Consider the following 17,041-nt stretch of genomic DNA (forward strand, 5'->3'; position numbering starts at 1 on the left):
AGAAGGCTCTGTTCTCAATCTAATTGAGTTCAGAGCCTTCCCCATTACATTCAACCAAAATCCGCTAATTTTTACCTCGAATAAATATTTTCAATTTCTACAATATACATTTTATGGAAACCTCCATGAGCACCACCGTACCACTTTTCTATTGATTCTTTATCCAGAAAACATTCCGGTTTGATAGCGTCAGCATAAAGTTTCTTACATTCCAGACTCAAACGTGCCTGCTCGAACAGGACATTACCTTTTTCTGTAAATACAGGTTTCAATCCGGTTTCTTTTACTTTATCTATATTACGCCCCGACTTGGAACCACAAACAGCGTGAATCTTCTTATTTTCTTCTCCTAAGAAAGAAAGTGTCAGGTGATCGCTCTCCTCTACAAACTCGTATGTATACCGTTCGGGACGGATAAAAACGAAAGCAACCGGTTTATTCCACAACCAGCCAATGCCACCCCAACTTGCTGTCATGGTGTTAAACTTCTCTTTTGTTCCCGCCGTTACCAGCATCCACTCTTTTCCGATTGCTTCGAAAAAGTTTTCTTTCAGGTCTTTTACTTCTAATTTCTTCATCTCTTTATTCGTATCTAAGTATTTCTTATTTTTGTTTATTCCAATCATTTCTGTTTCTTCAATTTCACGATCTCTCCCAAATAAGGAATTTCCACCGGAATCTTCCGTTTCTTGGCCTCTGTTGCAAAGACTTTCGGGGGATCATGCAAAGGCTCGTCAGACAAATCGAATGTGCCATAATGCATGGGAATAGTAAGTCCTGCATGCATTTCTTCGGCAGCAGTCAAAGACTCGTGAGGCGATATATGATTGGGACGCATAAACCAGCGAGGTTTATATGCCCCGATACCCAACAAAGCATAATCCGGTGCTCCGAACAGATCGGGAATCTCACGAAAGTGACTGGAATAACCTGTGTCACCACTGTAATAAAGGGAAATTCCATCTCCTTGCAGCATGAAGGCTCCCCACAATCGCTGGCCGCCATCGCGTACGGAACGTTTGCTCCAGTGTTGTGCCGGTAGAAAAGTAATCTTCAATCCCTCATCTTCTATTTGTTGATACCATCCGGCTTCAATCACCTTCATTGCAGGAAACCATCCCTGAATCAGTTCACCGGTTCCCAATCCACAAAAGAGTTTCATTTGCGGGTTATTCTTCAATAGGCGGGCTATACTCTGCTTGTCCAGATGATCGAAATGGTCATGGCTGACAAGTAGATAATCAATCCCCGTAAATATGTCAGGATTAGCGGGAAACTCGCTCTGTCTCTTCACAAAAGGAATACTGCCGAACACAGGATCGAACATGATCCGTTTACCTGCTAATTGCAGAAAGAAAGAATTATGTCCGAGCCATATCAGGGAATCTCCTACCACCGCATCCAATGAACGGAGATAACAAACTTTCGGATCCCATTTCACTGTTTTCTTCTCCTTGCGTTGGGGATTGGGCGAAAGACGCCATTTCAGCACACTCCCCATCCCCGGACGGAAGCGATGCTGCCGATTAAAAAAACGCCCGCGCACCATCGGATTTCCTCTCCAATAAGGGTTGACTGTCGCCAAACGTTCGTTTCTCCTAAAACATATATGTTCACCCATTTTTATTTCCTGAATACGTATTTACAAACTTACGAAAAATCTCTGGAATAACCTCGAAAAACGGGAGAAATGACGCTAAACGACTTAATATCAGAGTTGTTACGGTGTCAAATGATGACAAGCCGAAAAATCGGAAAACGCAAAGAAAAGCGGATTTAAGAAGAAGAATGGTTTGCAAATCATTACCCGTGAAAGAGTAAGATTTAACATATGGGAGATGCTATTGCACCGTTTGTCACCGATTTGCGTATCAAGGTCTAACTCGTTGATATTTAACTTTGCAAACAAAAAACGAGTATGGCAAGAAGTACATTCAAAGTGCTGTTCTACGTGAACGGCAGCAAGGAGAAAGACGGTATTGTCCCCATCATGGGACGAGTGACAATCAACGGTACTGTGGCGCAGTTCAGTTGCAAGCAGACCATCCCGAAAACCCTTTGGGATGCGAAAGGCAACCGAGCCAAAGGCAAGAGTGCCGAAGCACGGAACATCAATCTGGCATTGGACAACATCAAGGCGCAAATCATCAAGCACTATCAGCGCATATCCGACCGAGAGGCATACGTAACGGCTGAAATGGTGCGCAATGCCTACCAAGGGGTAGGAAGCGAGTATGAGACACTGATAAAGGCTTTTGACAAGGATTGCGCCAACTTCCTGAAACGTGTCGGCAAAGATCGCAGCATCGGCACATACAAGGTCATGGTAAGGGCAAGGAACTATGTCGCAGCCTTTATCAAGTCATTCTACAGACGGACGGATATGTCCATGCTGGAACTTACACCCGACTTCATCAAGGAGTTTGCGGCTTATCTTACGGCTGAACGGGGACTGAAAAACGCCACCATCTGGCTGAACTGCATGTGGCTGAAAGGCGTGGTCATGCGTGCGCACTATAACGGACTGATACCGAGAAATCCGTTTGCGCAGTTCCATATCAGCCCGAATGTTAAGGAACGGGAGTATCTGACAGAGGACGAAATCAAAAGAATCATGGCGCACGAGTTTGACAACCCCACCCTCGCATTGGTGCGAGACCTGTTCATTTTCGCCTGCTTCACCGCCTTGTCTTTCGTGGATATGAAAGAACTCTCAACGGATGAAATAGTGGAGGTGAACGGTGAGAAATGGATATTGTCGAAACGGCACAAGACAAATGTCCCGTTCCAAGTGAAGTTGCTGGATATTCCCTTGCAGATAATCGAACGGTACAAGTATCTGTCGGAAGACAAGCTGGTTTTCGGGAAAATCAACTATTGGACGATGTGCAAACAACTGAAAAAGGTAATGGCGGAATGCGGTATAGAGAAGCAAATCTCCTACCATTGCGCACGTCATACGTTTGGAACACTGGCTCTTAGCAAGGGGATGCCCATTGAAAGCGTGAGCCGTGTTCTGGGACACACGAACATTGTCACGACTCAAATCTATGCGAAGATAACCACACAGAAACTTGACAATGACCTGACGACGTTCGGCAACAAGCTGAACGCATCGTTCGGAAGTGTAACCCCATAACCAAGCATAGCCAGGAAACGAAGCATCATCACAACGGACGGCAACGGCAACATCACCTTGCCGACCGACATTAGCGCAACCGCCATGAGCGAATGGGAACTTTGCGACCTGTTCGGAGTAACCGCCCCGACATTCCGTGCAGGGCTGAAGGCTCTTTGCAAGAGCGGAGTTTTAAGGGAATACGGGATAAGGCGAAGCATACGGGTATCCGATAATTGCAGTATGGAGGTTTACAACCTTGAAGCGATAGTTACCCTCGCTTTCCATATCGGCACATTCGGAGCGGAACGGGTACGCAATGCCGTTCTTGAAAGACTGTACCTGCGAAAAGAGAAAACAAGCATCTTCTTCTCGCTGAATACCAACGGTATATCCAAATCCGAATACTTCTCGTAGCTGAATGCCTGACATTATTCACTCGGTAAGTCAGTAATTCATTAAGTCAGTACGACAGAACGACAGACGCTCTGATTTTTTCTCCCGAAAAGCGTAATCCGACATTTGCTTTTCGGGAGTTTTTCCGTTTGCACAACCCGTTTCCTGCCCCAAACCATTGAAAGTTTTTGTTTCGGGGGCTATTTGTCACCATTCTGCCGTGTTTTGCATAACAACCTATCCGATAATTGATTATATTTTTGTAGCTGGTAATTTTCAAACTTAAAACCATTTGATTATGTCAGCTATCGAACAACAGGACAGCCACAGACCGCCATCGGATGGCGGCATGGCAAAGGAAGAATTTATCCGTGTCGGGACAACGCTCTACAAGATTGTGGAGCAACCGAGACTGAACGGAGGGTATGTGAAGAAACGCATCGCATGGAACAACGAGACCCTGCGACAGGATTACGGCAAGGATTACATCGGCAGCGTTCCCAAGTATGACGGCTTCTGCACCGTACCCGAACACATCGGCTACCGTTCCGTGGTCGGTAAGTTCCTTAACCTTTACGAACCGATAGACCACCGACCGCAGGAGGGCGATTTATCGCATATCCAATCTTTGGTACGGCACATCTTCGGGGAACAATACGAGTTGGGGATGGACTATCTGCAACTGCTCTACCTGCAACCGATTCAGAAGTTGCCTATCCTGCTGTTGGTATCGGAAGAACGCAACACAGGCAAAAGCACATTCCTGAACTTTCTGAAACTCCTCTTTCAGAACAATGTAACTTTTAACACCAACGAGGACTTCCGAAGCCGGTTCAATTCCGATTGGGCTGGCAAACTGCTCATCGTGGTGGATGAGGTGTTGCTCAACCGCAGGGAGGACAGCGAACGGTTGAAGAACCTCAGCACCACACTTTCCTACAAGGTAGAAGCCAAAGGCAAAGACCGTGACGAGATTGCGTTCTTCGCCAAATTCGTGCTGTGCTCCAACAACGAGCATCTGCCCGTAATCATAGACGCAGGGGAAACACGCTATTGGGTACGCAAGATAGACCGCTTGCTGTCCGATGATACCGACTTCCTGCAAAAGCTGAAAGCGGAGATACCCGCCTTTCTCCATTTCCTGCAACACAGAAAACTGTCCACCGAAAAGGAAAGCCGGATGTGGTTCAACCCCACATTGCTGCATACAGAAGCCTTGCAGAAGATTATCCGTAGCAACCGCAATCGGCTGGAGATAGAGATGTCGGAACTGCTGCTTGACATTATGGTTGCAATGGATGTGGATAGCGTTTCATTCTGCCTTAACGACCTTGTCGTACTGCTACTCGCAGGTAAAGGCGGAAAAGCACCAAGTGCGTAAGGTGGTGCAGGAGTGCTGGAAACTAACACCTGCACCAAACGGGCTTACCTACACCACCTATCAGGGCAATTACAACAGAAGTTGTCACTATGAGCCGATAAAGAGGGTGGGACGCTTCTACACCGTCACAAGGGAGCAACTCGAATCCCTGTAATACTATCATTTTTCTGTTGAATTGTTGAATATGTGTATAAATACAATGACAATAAACGATATACATTCTCAACAAAATCTCAACAAGCCAAAAGAGAAGTTGAGAGACCACCGACACCCGTTTGTGGATTTCTCTTTTGGCGAGCGGTTTGTTGAGAAGATGTTGAAAGCTTACAGGTCTGTATATAAACATATTACATCAACAGTTCATCAAATCAACAAATTTTCATCAACTTCAAAACCGTATGTAATATGACAATCCAAGATGTAAAACAAATCAAACTGGCAGACTATCTGCAAAGTCTGGGCTATATGCCTGTAAAGCAACAAGGCAGGAACCTGTGGTATAAATCACCGCTACGGGAAGAAACGGACGCATCGTTCAAGGTAAACACCGAGCTTGAAAAATGGTACGACTTCGGCATCGGCAAAGGCGGTAATATTATTTCATTGGCAGCGGAACTCTACCATTCGGAAGATGTAGCCTATCTGCTGAAACGCATAGAGGAGCGGACAGCATACATCCGCCCTGCATCGTTCTCTTTTGGCAGACAGCATTCCGACAATCAGCCTTATCAGGGATTAAGGGTTGGTGAGTTGTCCTCTCCTGCTCTTATAGCCTATCTGCAAGAAAGGGGAATAAACATCGGACTTGCCAAAAGGGAATGCAGGGAGCTTCGGTTTATGAATGCCGACAAACCCTATTTTGCCATCGGCTTTCCGAACATGGCAGGAGGATATGAAGTGCGCAACAGATACTTCAAGGGATGTGTCGCCCCGAAAGACATCACCCATATCCGACAGCAGGGCGGACAACGATGTATGTGTTACCTGTTCGAGGGGTTCATGGATTACCTTTCATTCCTTACCATCCGAGTAGAAAACAATCCGCAACACCCGCGATTGGACACACAGGACTATATCATATTGAACTCCGTTTCCAATCTTGCAAAAGCGGAAAGCATATTGGAGACCTACACCCAAGTCGGCTGTTTCCTTGACAACGACACGGCAGGACGGAACACTTGCAAGAAGCTGAAAGAGAAGTTTGGGGAACGGCTGCTTGACAAGTCAATGTACTATCGTGAGTATAAGGACTTGAACGACTACCTGTGCGGTAAGCCCTTGTCCCAATCGGCAGAGCCGATAAAGGAGAAGAAGCAAGTCCAATCCGCAAGGCGGATGATGCAGCCACCGAAAAAGAAAGGGGAATTTCAACTGTAATATGCACGTTCGCTTTCCCAAAGGTATTTAGACAGAAATACCATAGCTCAATAGGGCGTTTTCTTCACGCATTACTCCGTAACGCTAAAAACACCCTATCGAGCCAAAGGGAAATCCCTTTGGAAACCCTGTGCAAACGAGAGCAGAAGCCAAACTCGTTTGGATTATGCCGAGTGCAGCAATGGTTCATTTGCATAATAAACCCTGTGAGCCGATGCCACAGGCAGAAAGAAGAAACATAATGATAACCGCAAAAACAGGAATAATATGGGATATTTTTCATTGGACATAAAGAAAGCAAAGGGTACATCGGACACCACGCAGTCCGACCATATAGAGAGAAAGATAATACCTAAAAACGCAGACCCGGCAAGGACACACCTGAACAGGGTGCTTGTCGAATACCCCGATGGCGTTCACGGCAGGGATGAAGCGATTGCCCACAGGCTGAACACAGCAGGCATCAGACGGAAAATTACACACGACCAAGTCCGTGTCGTTCGGGTGGTCTTGTCGGGTACGCACGAGGACATGATGAACATACAGGAAAAAGGAAAGCTCGACGAATGGTGCAACGACAGCATCCAATGGCTGCAAGCCACATTCGGCAAAGACAATGTGGTTGCCGCCCATCTGCACATGGACGAGAAGACTCCGCACATCCACGCAGCCGTTGTTCCTATCGTGACGGGTGAAAGGCGCAAAGCCAAGAAAGAACAGACGGACGGTAAGCGCAAGTACCGCAAGAAAACAAATTCCGTCCGTTTGTGTGCCGATGACCTGTTCAACCGTCAGACCCTGATTGCCTACCACGACAATTACGCAAGGGTGATGACGAAATACGGATTGCAACGTGGGGTACGGGGCTCGGAAGCACGGCACACTACCACCATGCAGTATTATCGGGACTTGAAAAAGAAAAATGAAACCCTTGAAACCGAAACCAGACTGTTACAGGAGAAGAAAGCCGAGGCACAGGAGGAACTGAAACAGGTAAAAGCGGAAATCCGCACCGACAAGCTCAAAAGCGCAGCCACCGATACGGCAACCGCCCTTGCATGCAGTGTGGGTTCTCTTTTCGGAAGTGGAAGAATGAAATCGTTGGAACGCAGGAACGAGGACTTGCAAGACCGCATCCTTGAACTTGAAGACGAAGCCCGACAACGGGAACGGCAACAAGCCGAACAGATACAGGAGATAAGAAACGCTTACGAGCAACAGCACCGCAAGCTGTCGGAGTTTACGGATTTTGTCAGACGCTATTTCCCGTATGTGGAGAAGCTGATGCCTATAATAAACTTCCTGCGTGACCGATTGGGATTCAATGACGGAATAATCAGAAGACTGTGCGAGTTCAAGGAAGTCGGGATAAAAGGCGAACTCTATTCTTCCGAATTTAACCGAAGTTTTGATACCCGACACTCCGTCTGTTCCATCAGACAGGACGAAAACGGTAGATTCGATTTCAAGATAGACGGGGTTTCACACGTGAACTGGTTCAGAAAGAAAATGAATGAGTTTAGAGAAGCTATCGGAATACCGAAACCAAGACAGAATAGGAGTATGAAACTGTAAATCAAAAAGAATCCGTGATAGTAGAATGGTATATCACGGATTTTTCATACTTTTGTATTGGATTGAGGCAACTCTTTCCATTACATATTGAAAATATCGAGGCGTTATGTCTTCTACTTGTGTGATAAAAGCGCAGGAAACTTAGATTCACAGGAAACAAGAGAGGTCGTAATGGTCTCCACGTATATGCGTGGGGCTGTTATTCCCATTTCTTTTTCCAAGGTTTTCCTACCACCTTATCACAGAGACGTGGATATACAGTACCCACGCTTCGTGGTTTTATAAAAGTCTTTTCTGGGTATTGGTAGACATTGGGAAATAGTATGGCACAGTTAATTAATTATGGACGTGAAATGCTTCGCATTAACACTCAGAAAAACACAATCGAGTATTCTACTAATGATGGACGGAGTTGGAATTCTCGTTACACAAGTTCTTCTGCTGGAATTTTCTATGATTTGTTTCAGTTTGGAAGTGAACTCTTAGCTTGTACTTCAAAAGGAATTTATTATTCTACAAACGAAGGTAGAAGTTGGAACTCTCGTTATACAGGTTCTTCTGCTGGAACTTTTCAACAACTGAGTACTGATGGACGCTACCTTTTAGCAACAACCAGCAAAGGGCTATATTATTCGTCTAATGAAGGTAGAAGTTGGAATAAGCGATAATCACCTATTATTATAGATATACCTGCTTTGAAAGGAATCGAACGCCACCATTCAAGGCAGGTTTTCTATTATCTTTATACACATGAGTAATATGAAACTAACACAAAACAGAATTGTAGGCATAACAGCCGTTCTGATTATATTGGCTTGTTTTTTTGCTATTTATTTGCGCTTGTTTACACAGAAAGAACTATGGTATGAAATGTTTGCTGCCGTTCTCGGTGTAATCATAACCGCAATTATCACTATGATTTTACTTCGAGGACAAAGTGACAATGATGTTGAACGAGAAAGAGCTTCAAAAGTCTTTGAGGAAAAACTGCGGATTTATCAGGAGTATCTACAAACGCTTTATGATGTTATAAAAGATGGAAGTCTTTCAGATGAGGAGAAAATGCAGTTGGAATTTCAAACTTCTTATGTAGCGATGCATTGTTCCCCCTGTTACATAGCATCCGTCAGTACCGCTGTAAAGAAAATCATTGAATACACTTGTTCGGAAGAATCCAAAGAAATCAACGGAGGAGGTAAAAGCAATACCCCTGAGCCATTATTGGAAAATCTGTTTTGCGTGGTTGAAGCCTTTAGAAAAGACCTATATGGTGCTGATTTTAAATTCGATTCAGAACATAAACAAACAACATTACTCAATTTTTCAGAAGCTTATCGAAACGCCAAAGAGGGGAATGTCAAACAAATAGATAACAAGCAACATCTTGTTGTTGATTTAAATGTATTGTCCCAAAATCCTTTTGCGCAGACAACCAAAGATGACAATCAATCTATTCAATCAAAAAATGCAGATACCCAATCTGTGGAATCGTCTGATATGCCTAATCGTGCATTATGGGAAAAAGCCATCAAAAAATGGGAAGCAGAGAATTGGATAGTTGAAGATTTGCTAAATCAAAGCAATAGTTTGCGTATTACAAGCAACAACGGAAATCCGGGGACTATTGATTTAGGATTTTATGAAGGGCATTATTACATCCAAGCAACTTATTTGGGAGATGCTGATTTCTCCAAACCCATTAAATGGGAAAAAGGTGGAAGACGTAGTAAGGGACTATGGTGGCAATATTTACCTGAACCTTATTTCAGCATCCCCGAAGATGATTTTGCAGAGTCCTTTAATCGTAATCAAGAGTTGCAGCAATATATCATTGATTGCATAGAACAATTAAAGGATTTATTAACCCGACATCATCGTACTGCGGAATGGAAAGAAAAAGTTGGAACTTATGACCATTGGAAAACATTCATTTGGTATTGGGATATGCTTGCTTGCGAATATGATAATGAAGAGGAAGGTATTCCTTATATGGACATTATAGAGAAAGAGAAAAGCGGAAAGGTGCTTGTGCAATTTGCCAACCGACAATGCGATACAGAAAAATTGCGCAATACATTAAAAAGGATGGGGTGTGAAGATAAAATACAGCAAGAAGATGGATATGTAATACTGGAGGAAATTCCATCTGTTCAAGCAGATGATGTGGCAGAGAGGGTTAAATATTGGATTGAGAAAATTTGCCACTGACTGCCTGACTCTATACATAAAAAAGCGATGAAGAATTTTGCAGCTATTGATTTTGAAACAGCAAACCAACACCGTTCAAGTGTTTGTAGTGTAGGAGTTGTAATTGTAAGGAACAATCAAGTTGTGGATAAGTTTTATAGGCTTATTCATCCTATACCTGATTTTTATTCATATTGGAATACACAAGTACATGGGCTGACAGCAGATGACACGAAAGAAGCTTTGTATTTTCCCGAAGTATGGTCTGAGGTAGAACCTCTTATACAGGGTTTACCATTAGTGGCACATAACAGTCCTTTTGACGAAAGTTGCTTAAAGGCAGTCTTTCAAGCCTACAAGATGCCTTATCCAAATTATTGTTTTTATTGTACTTGTAAGGCTTCAAGAAAAGTTTTGGCAGAGAAGCTGCCTAATCATCAATTACAAACTGTAGCGCAATATTGCGGGTATGATTTAGAAAACCATCATCATGCGCTGGCAGACGCAGAAGCTTGCGCTCAAATAGCTATAAAAATATTAAACATTTAAAATTGTTATATGGAATCAACAACCATTAAAGCCTTATTCGGAAGGCGTAACATTCGCTTCGTCATCCCTGCATACCAAAGGGCTTATGCTTGGGAGAAAAGACAATTTATCCAGTTCATAGAAGATTTGGAGGAATGTGAAGTTTGTGATTATTACTTGGGGCATTTCTTATTTGAGCAAGATGGGGATACGCTTTATGTAATTGACGGACAACAACGTTTGACCACCTGCATCATCTTTTTCAGAGCTTTTATAAATACATTGAAACATAGAGAGACAGAATGGATGAACGGGAAAGAAGCCGATACTATCAAAAATTGGATGGATGACATTGACGACTATTATTTGAAAGATATACGCCATGCAAGGCAAAAATTTATAACCGTAGCTTATGACAATAATTTCTTTGCGGATACAATCATAGACCACAATATTAATATTTCTCAAGAGGACTTGACTTCCAAATCAAAAAAGTCGATTTATAATGCTCTGACTTATTTTGAGGAAAAACTAAGTAAAGCCTCAATAGAACAGCTTCTTTCATGGGCTTATTCTTTGGAAAATGCGTCAATTACGACCTATATTGTCAAAAACAAGTTACAAGCTGCACAGATATTTGCTTATCAAAATGACCGAGGAAAAAGGTTAACTAATTTAGAGGTACTCAAAGCATATTTCATGTTACAGATTTATCAATCACAAAATAATGAAGATGATATAGTCTATGTAGAAAAGGCTTTTGAGGAAATCTATCATAACATAGTTCTTGTTACGGTGGAAGAAGATAATGTTCTGAACTATTATTGGAGAGCTGTAGGTACAAAAGGTTATTATAGCGAAAATGTTATTCGTGAGGTAAAAGCATGGATAAAAGCAGTTTCACAAGAGAAACAGGTTCAAAAAATCAAATATTTTGTTAATGGATTATCCAAAGCATTTTGCCTTATTCGACAAATAGAGCAAGACAATTCTTTTTACACAGCGAATTTGAAGAACTTAAACAATATGGCATATGCTTATCCAATACTCATCAAAGCAAAATTGTCGGATGTAGATGATGATGTTTTCATGCGCCTTATCAGGCTAATGGAAAATCTTACATTTAGGTCATTAATAAGAGGCGGACGAGCTGATATAACAAGTCGCTTGCAAAACGTGTTGCCGAGCGCAAGCGACAATTCAAGTTTTAATAAAATGATTGATAATATTATATGGAAACTTAAAAATGACTGGTGGTGGGGATATTGGAGTGATACAGAAATGTACAATCATTTAAAAAGCGGTTGGTTTTATGGAAATCGCGTAGATAATTACTTATTGTGGAGATATGAACAGTATTTATGTAATAACAATTATCCCACTCCCAAAATATCTTTTGGAGATGTCATATCTAACGAAAGCATAGAACATATTGCGCCACAGACACAGCCTAATCCCTTAGAAAATGGCTATGGTGTCTATGAAGACAATGAAAATCCAAGTGAGGGTATTGTTTCCGGGGAATGGTTAAATTGTGTAGGTAATTTAATGTTGATGGCAGGAAGTCAAAATAGCTCATTAGGAAACCGTTCTTTCCCACAGAAATTACAAGTTTATGGTAAAGACAATTTATTGAACCAGCAGAAAGAAGTCATTGAATTTGTAGCGGACAAGGATAATCCTGTTTGGGACAAAACAAGCATAGAAAAACGATTTAATAAAATTGTTCAAGCAGCTAAAGAAATTTGGAACTTAGATAATATTTAAAATATTTAAAGAAAAAGGCTGGTACTCACAAAAGGGTACTAGCTTTTTCTCTTTTTTGTATTATTGTTCCAATATCTTTCGTACATTTGTATCCAACGAGTTGCTTGAATAGCAAATCAAGGCAGAACGCAGTATATAGCACTGTTGCCAAGTCATTACCTAAAAAATGGGTAATTCTCCCAAAGCCCTTTGTATAAGGCAATAACAGAAGTTTTCCAGAATTACTAAAAATTTCTCGATTTACGATGAATTAGAGTAAACAAAAAATGTACCCCGGACACACTATCGGGGTACATTTACTTATAAAAGAATAAATATTATCCTTTTTTAATAGAATGAGACTTCGTTAAGAGCAGTGCAAGCCATACAAAGGCAGTTGCCAGCCAAGAGCTGAAAGATTAATAATCATTATGACTACACCCAATATCCATAGAATCAATAGCGACCATTTCAAGCCTGTTCCCATCGGTGACCAATGGAATAATTGCCGCAAGATAGTATATAAGAAAGCCCCTAATGGAATACCGATGAGGGCAACTCCGGCAATCGTACCCAGCAGTGTCATCATTAGAGATACGGAAGCAACCGGCATCCAGTCGATGGCAGGCAGCATCTCGCAAAGCAGTGCTCCTCCGCTAACTGCCACGGCAATTGCTGCAAACACCAGCACCACCAGTACAACAGCCAGTACGAACAAAACAGGGCAGCAGAGAATGACAAGAGCTACCAGAAATATTTTAAAGAGAACAGCAGCAATGGAAACAAATACATCACCTATTTTTTGAAGAAAGGTACGAGGTTTACCGGAATTCATATAGTTATTGACTCCGTCCGCTACGCGTTCGAAACCGTCTGTCACTGTTTTTCCAATATTTTCAATGGTCACTGCTTCTCCACGCATACTCAATTTTTCTGCGGCAGTACGGGCTTCTGGAATAACAATCCATCCGATAATATAAAGTATAATCATCGGGCAATAAGGTACAAACACCAGGATAATCATCAGTATACGCACCAATGTAACGTCCCAACCAAAGTAAGCTGCCAATCCTGCCGCTACACCTCCCAACAATTTATTATCCGGATCACGGAACCAGCTACGTTGAGCAGAAGCTTGTGTACTGCCTTGATTAGCGGACGATGTTTGTTCCGTTCTTTTCTGTGAGTCCATATCCTCATCAGCAATTCCAAAGTCTTCCGGTTTGCCTACGCGGGCGATGATTTCTTCTACATCTAAAACTGTGATGACCTGTTTTCCTCCATTTACTTTCTCGGCAAACAGTTCGGCAATACGCATCTCAATATCGTTTACGATCTCTTCCGCACCCTCCTGTTTACGAAAGTAATGTTTGAGGTTAGACAGATAATTGTCTAACAATCGGTAGGCATCATCATCTATATGATAGACAATTCCTCCTAAATTTATGGTCAATGTCTTTTTCATTTTTATTTCTTCTTTTTCGGATTATCTATTGGCAATATGATTCACTGTTTCATTGAGTTCTTTCCAGGAAATTTCAAGTTCACCCAAAAAGACTTCTCCCAGTTCGGTCAATTTATAGTATTTACGGGGAGGTCCTTGAGTAGATTCTACCCATTCATAACTTAACAGGTCGTCATTTTTCAGACGGGTAAGCAATGGATACAAGGTACCTTCCACCACGATCAGCTGGGCTTCTTTCAATTTTTGAATGATATCAGAAGCATAAGAGGGTTCCTTGTGTAGCAAAAGCATGATGCAATATTCAAGCATGCCTTTTCTCATCTGTGATTTTACATTGTTTACTTTCATTATGTACTTCTTTTAGACGCACAAATATATGCATTACTTTAGTACCTTGCATTACAAAGTACTATAAATTAATAATAATTAAAACATTAGAGACTTTCCACCTTATTATAAAAAGAAATAATGGCTATATTTGTGCCCATTAAACCAAGAATGGATAATAGATATGTTTACAATTCGAAAAGCAACAGTAGCCGATTGCGAGCTTATTCATAAGATGGCAAAGGAAGTGTTCCCCGCCACCTACAAGGAAATTTTATCTCCCGAACAACTGGATTATATGATGGACTGGATGTATACTCCTTCCAATGTGCGCAAACAAATGGAGGAAGAAGGACATGTGTACTCCATTGCTTATAAGGAGAATGAACCATGCGGATACGTTTCCATTCAACAACAGGAGAAAGATGTATTTCATCTTCAGAAGATATATGTCCTCCCCCGTTTTCAGGGCACGCATTGCGGCAGTTTTTTATTCAAGGAAGCAATTAAGTGTATCAAGGAGATACACCCGGAACCTTGTTTGATGGAGCTCAACGTAAATCGTAATAATAAGGCTTTGCTGTTTTACGAGCACATGGGAATGAGAAAGTTGCGGGAAGGTGATTTCCCGATTGGTAACGGGTATTATATGAATGATTATATTATGGGACTGGATATTTGATATACAAAAATGCCCCGGAACATTTATGATACTTGTTCCGGGGCATTTTGTTTATTTAGTTAATGGCAAGATTTTATTTCGCTACACGTTCCAGCCATTTTACCATTGAAAGCATTACAATCATGGAAGCACCTGTTGCTCCTACAAATACCAACCAACAAGCCCAAATAGGAACAGTTGTATAAAGAATACCACCGATAAACAACAGTGAGTTACCCACAGCTGTTGCAGCCAACCAGCAACCTTGCATCAATCCTTGCAAATGAGGAGGGGCTACTTTAGATACAAATGATAATCCCAGAGGAGAGATAAACAGTTCGGCAACCGTAAGAATGAAATACAGGCCGATCATAATCCATGGAGTAACACGGATAGCATTGATTTCAGCAGCACTCATAGTGCCCAACACTTCTTTTGAAGGCAATGTAAAAGAGAATACCATCAAGAATACATACGCTAATGCAGCAATACCCATACCGATAGCGATCTTCATCGGAGTAGATGGTTCTTTACCGTTCTTCTTCATCGAACCGAACATCCACATGATAAACGGAGTCAGGAATACAACAAAGAACGGATTAACGCTTTGAAATATCTCAGCACCTTTGATCTGTGTAAAGCCCAAATCGATATTAATAACACTTAAATCCACATAATCACGTGCAAAATAAGTCAACGAATAACCGTTCTGATGGAAAGACAGCCAGAAGAAAATAACAACGCCAAATACTGCAAACAGAGCATAGATACGCTGTTTGATTTCAGTAGCACTCATCTGGATTTCCTCTTTATTCACAGTTGCAGTTCCTTTATCTGTTTTTGCTTTCGTTGCCGGATCCGGGAAGCGCTTCTTATTTGCCATATAAATAATCAACGAAATAATCATAGCACCGATAGCAGCCATAAAGGCATATTGGAAACCGCGATTAAATACATCAAGATAATTATTCACAAATACGCCCATATCCGTTACAGGAGTTTTATCCAAGACAACACTGTTAGCTAACGTAGTCAGATTTTCCATAGCCTGTGGAGCCATATCTTTTCCTTTTTCCAAATATTGATGACATAACTCCGGCAAAGTGGCATCATAATCAAAGTTATTCACTTTCAACCACCAGTTACGCACACCGATAGCAATAAACGGTGCAAAAACAGCACCGATATTAATAAACATATAAAATATCTGGAAACCGGCATCACGAAGATTTGAATATTTAGGATCATCATACATCTGACCTACCAGGGCTTGCAGGTTTCCTTTAAACAATCCGTTACCAAAAGCAATCACTAAAAGTCCGAAACAAGTCAGCCCCAAATAAAGAGCCATATTAGGAACCGGAGTCGGAGTAGGAATGGCAATAATCAAATAACCGACAGCCATCAGTATTAATCCCACCAAAATAGTGCCTTTGAAATTTTTCGTCTTATCAGCAATAACACCTCCCGCTAAAGCCAAAATATAAATGGATGCGTAAAATGCGGAATAGATGTATCCGGTAGTCGTCTCGGACAATCCGAATTTCGCTGAAATAAATAACGTCAAAATCGCCATCATAATATAGAAGCCAAAACGCTCTCCCATATTAGCTAAAGCCGCAGCAATCAGACCTTTAGGGTGTTTACTGAACATAGATATAAGTTTTTAGAATTAATAATTGATTGAATTAAATAAATATTTCTTGCAAATATATACTTTTTCCTGAGTTTTTGCACAAATAATTTGTAAAACTAGTCTTCAAACAAACGACAAGTTTCCGCTCCGGATTCACGAATCAAATCGTCCGGAGCTATTTTTATTTGAAGTCCTCTTGTGCCGGCACTTACATAAATATACGGGAATTTCCGGCAAGTCTCATGAATATAGGTCGGAAAATGCTTCTTCATACCAATAGGGGAACAACCGCCACGGATATATCCTGTAAGCGGCAATAGCTCTTTCATAGGTATCAGGTCGCATTTCTTATTGCCGGAAGCCTTAGCCGCCAATTTCAAATCGACTTCGTGCTCTCCCGGAATAACACATACAAAATATCCGCTCTTATCACCGTGCAAAACAAGCGTCTTGAATACTTGTTCAATATTCTCACCCAAACTGGCTGCCACATGCACGGCACTTAAATCATTCTCATCTACCTCATATGGGATTAACTCATATGTTATCTTTGCTTTATCCAACAAGCGGGCAGCATTTGTTTTATTGATTTTCATCTTCTATAAATTGGCATTTATTATTCAGATCATCAAGGTCACCATTCT

General features: G+C 41.7%; 15 protein-coding genes and 1 pseudogene. 10 read left to right on the forward strand and 6 right to left on the reverse strand.

From position 1 onward, the window contains the following. Positions 1-71 precede the first annotated feature (71 nt). Both GD630_RS07695 and GD630_RS07700 read right to left on the reverse strand, forming a co-directional pair. Positions 72-578 carry a flavin reductase family protein gene (locus GD630_RS07695; RefSeq protein ID WP_143865622.1) on the reverse strand — a complete coding sequence of 169 codons (507 nt, stop codon included), beginning with the start codon at positions 576-578 and terminating at the stop codon, positions 72-74. A 44-nt stretch (positions 579-622) separates the two neighbouring features. Further along, entirely contained in the window at positions 623-1,621 is a 999-nt protein-coding gene (locus tag GD630_RS07700; protein ID WP_143865620.1) for an MBL fold metallo-hydrolase, read from the reverse strand. 297 nt (positions 1,622-1,918) lie between these two features. On the opposite strand from GD630_RS07700, the gene GD630_RS07705 reads away from it, so the two are divergent. The 9 genes and pseudogenes from GD630_RS07705 (at position 1,919) to GD630_RS07745 (ending at position 12,329) form a co-directional block, all read left to right on the forward strand. Continuing rightward, positions 1,919-3,139, forward strand: a complete 1,221-nt coding sequence (locus GD630_RS07705; protein WP_149951144.1) for a site-specific integrase — start codon at positions 1,919-1,921, stop codon at positions 3,137-3,139. A gap of 6 nt (positions 3,140-3,145) precedes the next feature. Beyond that, positions 3,146-3,535 (forward strand): hypothetical protein, encoded by a 390-nt coding sequence (locus GD630_RS07710; RefSeq protein WP_149951146.1) that lies wholly within the window; start codon positions 3,146-3,148, stop codon positions 3,533-3,535. 277 nt (positions 3,536-3,812) lie between these two features. Then, a pseudogene (locus tag GD630_RS07715) lies at positions 3,813-5,049 on the forward strand (primase-helicase family protein). Between the two features lie 251 nt (positions 5,050-5,300). Beyond that, positions 5,301-6,272, forward strand: a complete 972-nt coding sequence (locus GD630_RS07720; protein ID WP_143866801.1) for a toprim domain-containing protein — start codon at positions 5,301-5,303, stop codon at positions 6,270-6,272. A gap of 267 nt (positions 6,273-6,539) precedes the next feature. Then, on the forward strand, positions 6,540-7,847 hold the full coding sequence (gene mobV, locus GD630_RS07725; RefSeq protein ID WP_143866803.1) for a MobV family relaxase: 1,308 nt from the start codon (positions 6,540-6,542) through the stop codon (positions 7,845-7,847). A gap of 323 nt (positions 7,848-8,170) precedes the next feature. Next, positions 8,171-8,515, forward strand: coding sequence for a WD40/YVTN/BNR-like repeat-containing protein (locus GD630_RS07730; protein WP_143866805.1), 345 nt, complete (start codon positions 8,171-8,173; stop codon positions 8,513-8,515). Between the two features lie 91 nt (positions 8,516-8,606). After that, positions 8,607-10,055, forward strand: coding sequence for a hypothetical protein (locus tag GD630_RS07735; protein WP_143866807.1), 1,449 nt, complete (start codon positions 8,607-8,609; stop codon positions 10,053-10,055). A 27-nt stretch (positions 10,056-10,082) separates the two neighbouring features. Continuing rightward, positions 10,083-10,583 carry a 3'-5' exonuclease gene (locus GD630_RS07740; protein ID WP_022164119.1) on the forward strand — a complete coding sequence of 167 codons (501 nt, stop codon included), beginning with the start codon at positions 10,083-10,085 and terminating at the stop codon, positions 10,581-10,583. Positions 10,584-10,592: 9 nt separating this feature from the next. Then, on the forward strand, positions 10,593-12,329 hold the full coding sequence (locus GD630_RS07745) for a DUF262 domain-containing protein (protein WP_143866809.1): 1,737 nt from the start codon (positions 10,593-10,595) through the stop codon (positions 12,327-12,329). 346 nt (positions 12,330-12,675) lie between these two features. Here GD630_RS07745 and GD630_RS07750 read toward each other — a convergent pair whose 3' ends face one another. Continuing rightward, positions 12,676-13,773, reverse strand: coding sequence for a PspC domain-containing protein (locus tag GD630_RS07750; protein ID WP_143866811.1), 1,098 nt, complete (start codon positions 13,771-13,773; stop codon positions 12,676-12,678). A gap of 21 nt (positions 13,774-13,794) precedes the next feature. After that, positions 13,795-14,121, reverse strand: coding sequence for a PadR family transcriptional regulator (locus GD630_RS07755; protein WP_143866813.1), 327 nt, complete (start codon positions 14,119-14,121; stop codon positions 13,795-13,797). 163 nt (positions 14,122-14,284) lie between these two features. Here GD630_RS07755 and GD630_RS07760 point away from each other — a divergent pair, with 163 nt between their 5' ends. Then, entirely contained in the window at positions 14,285-14,782 is a 498-nt protein-coding gene (locus GD630_RS07760) for a GNAT family N-acetyltransferase (RefSeq protein WP_143866815.1), read from the forward strand. A gap of 73 nt (positions 14,783-14,855) precedes the next feature. Here the strand turns inward: GD630_RS07760 and GD630_RS07765 are convergent, their stop codons facing one another. Together GD630_RS07765 and ybaK are read right to left on the reverse strand one after the other, a co-directional pair. Continuing rightward, positions 14,856-16,415, reverse strand: coding sequence for a peptide MFS transporter (locus GD630_RS07765; protein ID WP_143866817.1), 1,560 nt, complete (start codon positions 16,413-16,415; stop codon positions 14,856-14,858). A gap of 98 nt (positions 16,416-16,513) precedes the next feature. Continuing rightward, a complete protein-coding gene (gene ybaK / locus GD630_RS07770; RefSeq protein ID WP_007761220.1) occupies positions 16,514-16,993 on the reverse strand; it encodes a Cys-tRNA(Pro) deacylase in 480 nt (159 codons plus the stop codon). Positions 16,994-17,041 lie beyond the last annotated feature (48 nt).

This window comes from Bacteroides zhangwenhongii (assembly GCF_009193325.2).
GTDB lineage: Bacteria > Bacteroidota > Bacteroidia > Bacteroidales > Bacteroidaceae > Bacteroides > Bacteroides zhangwenhongii.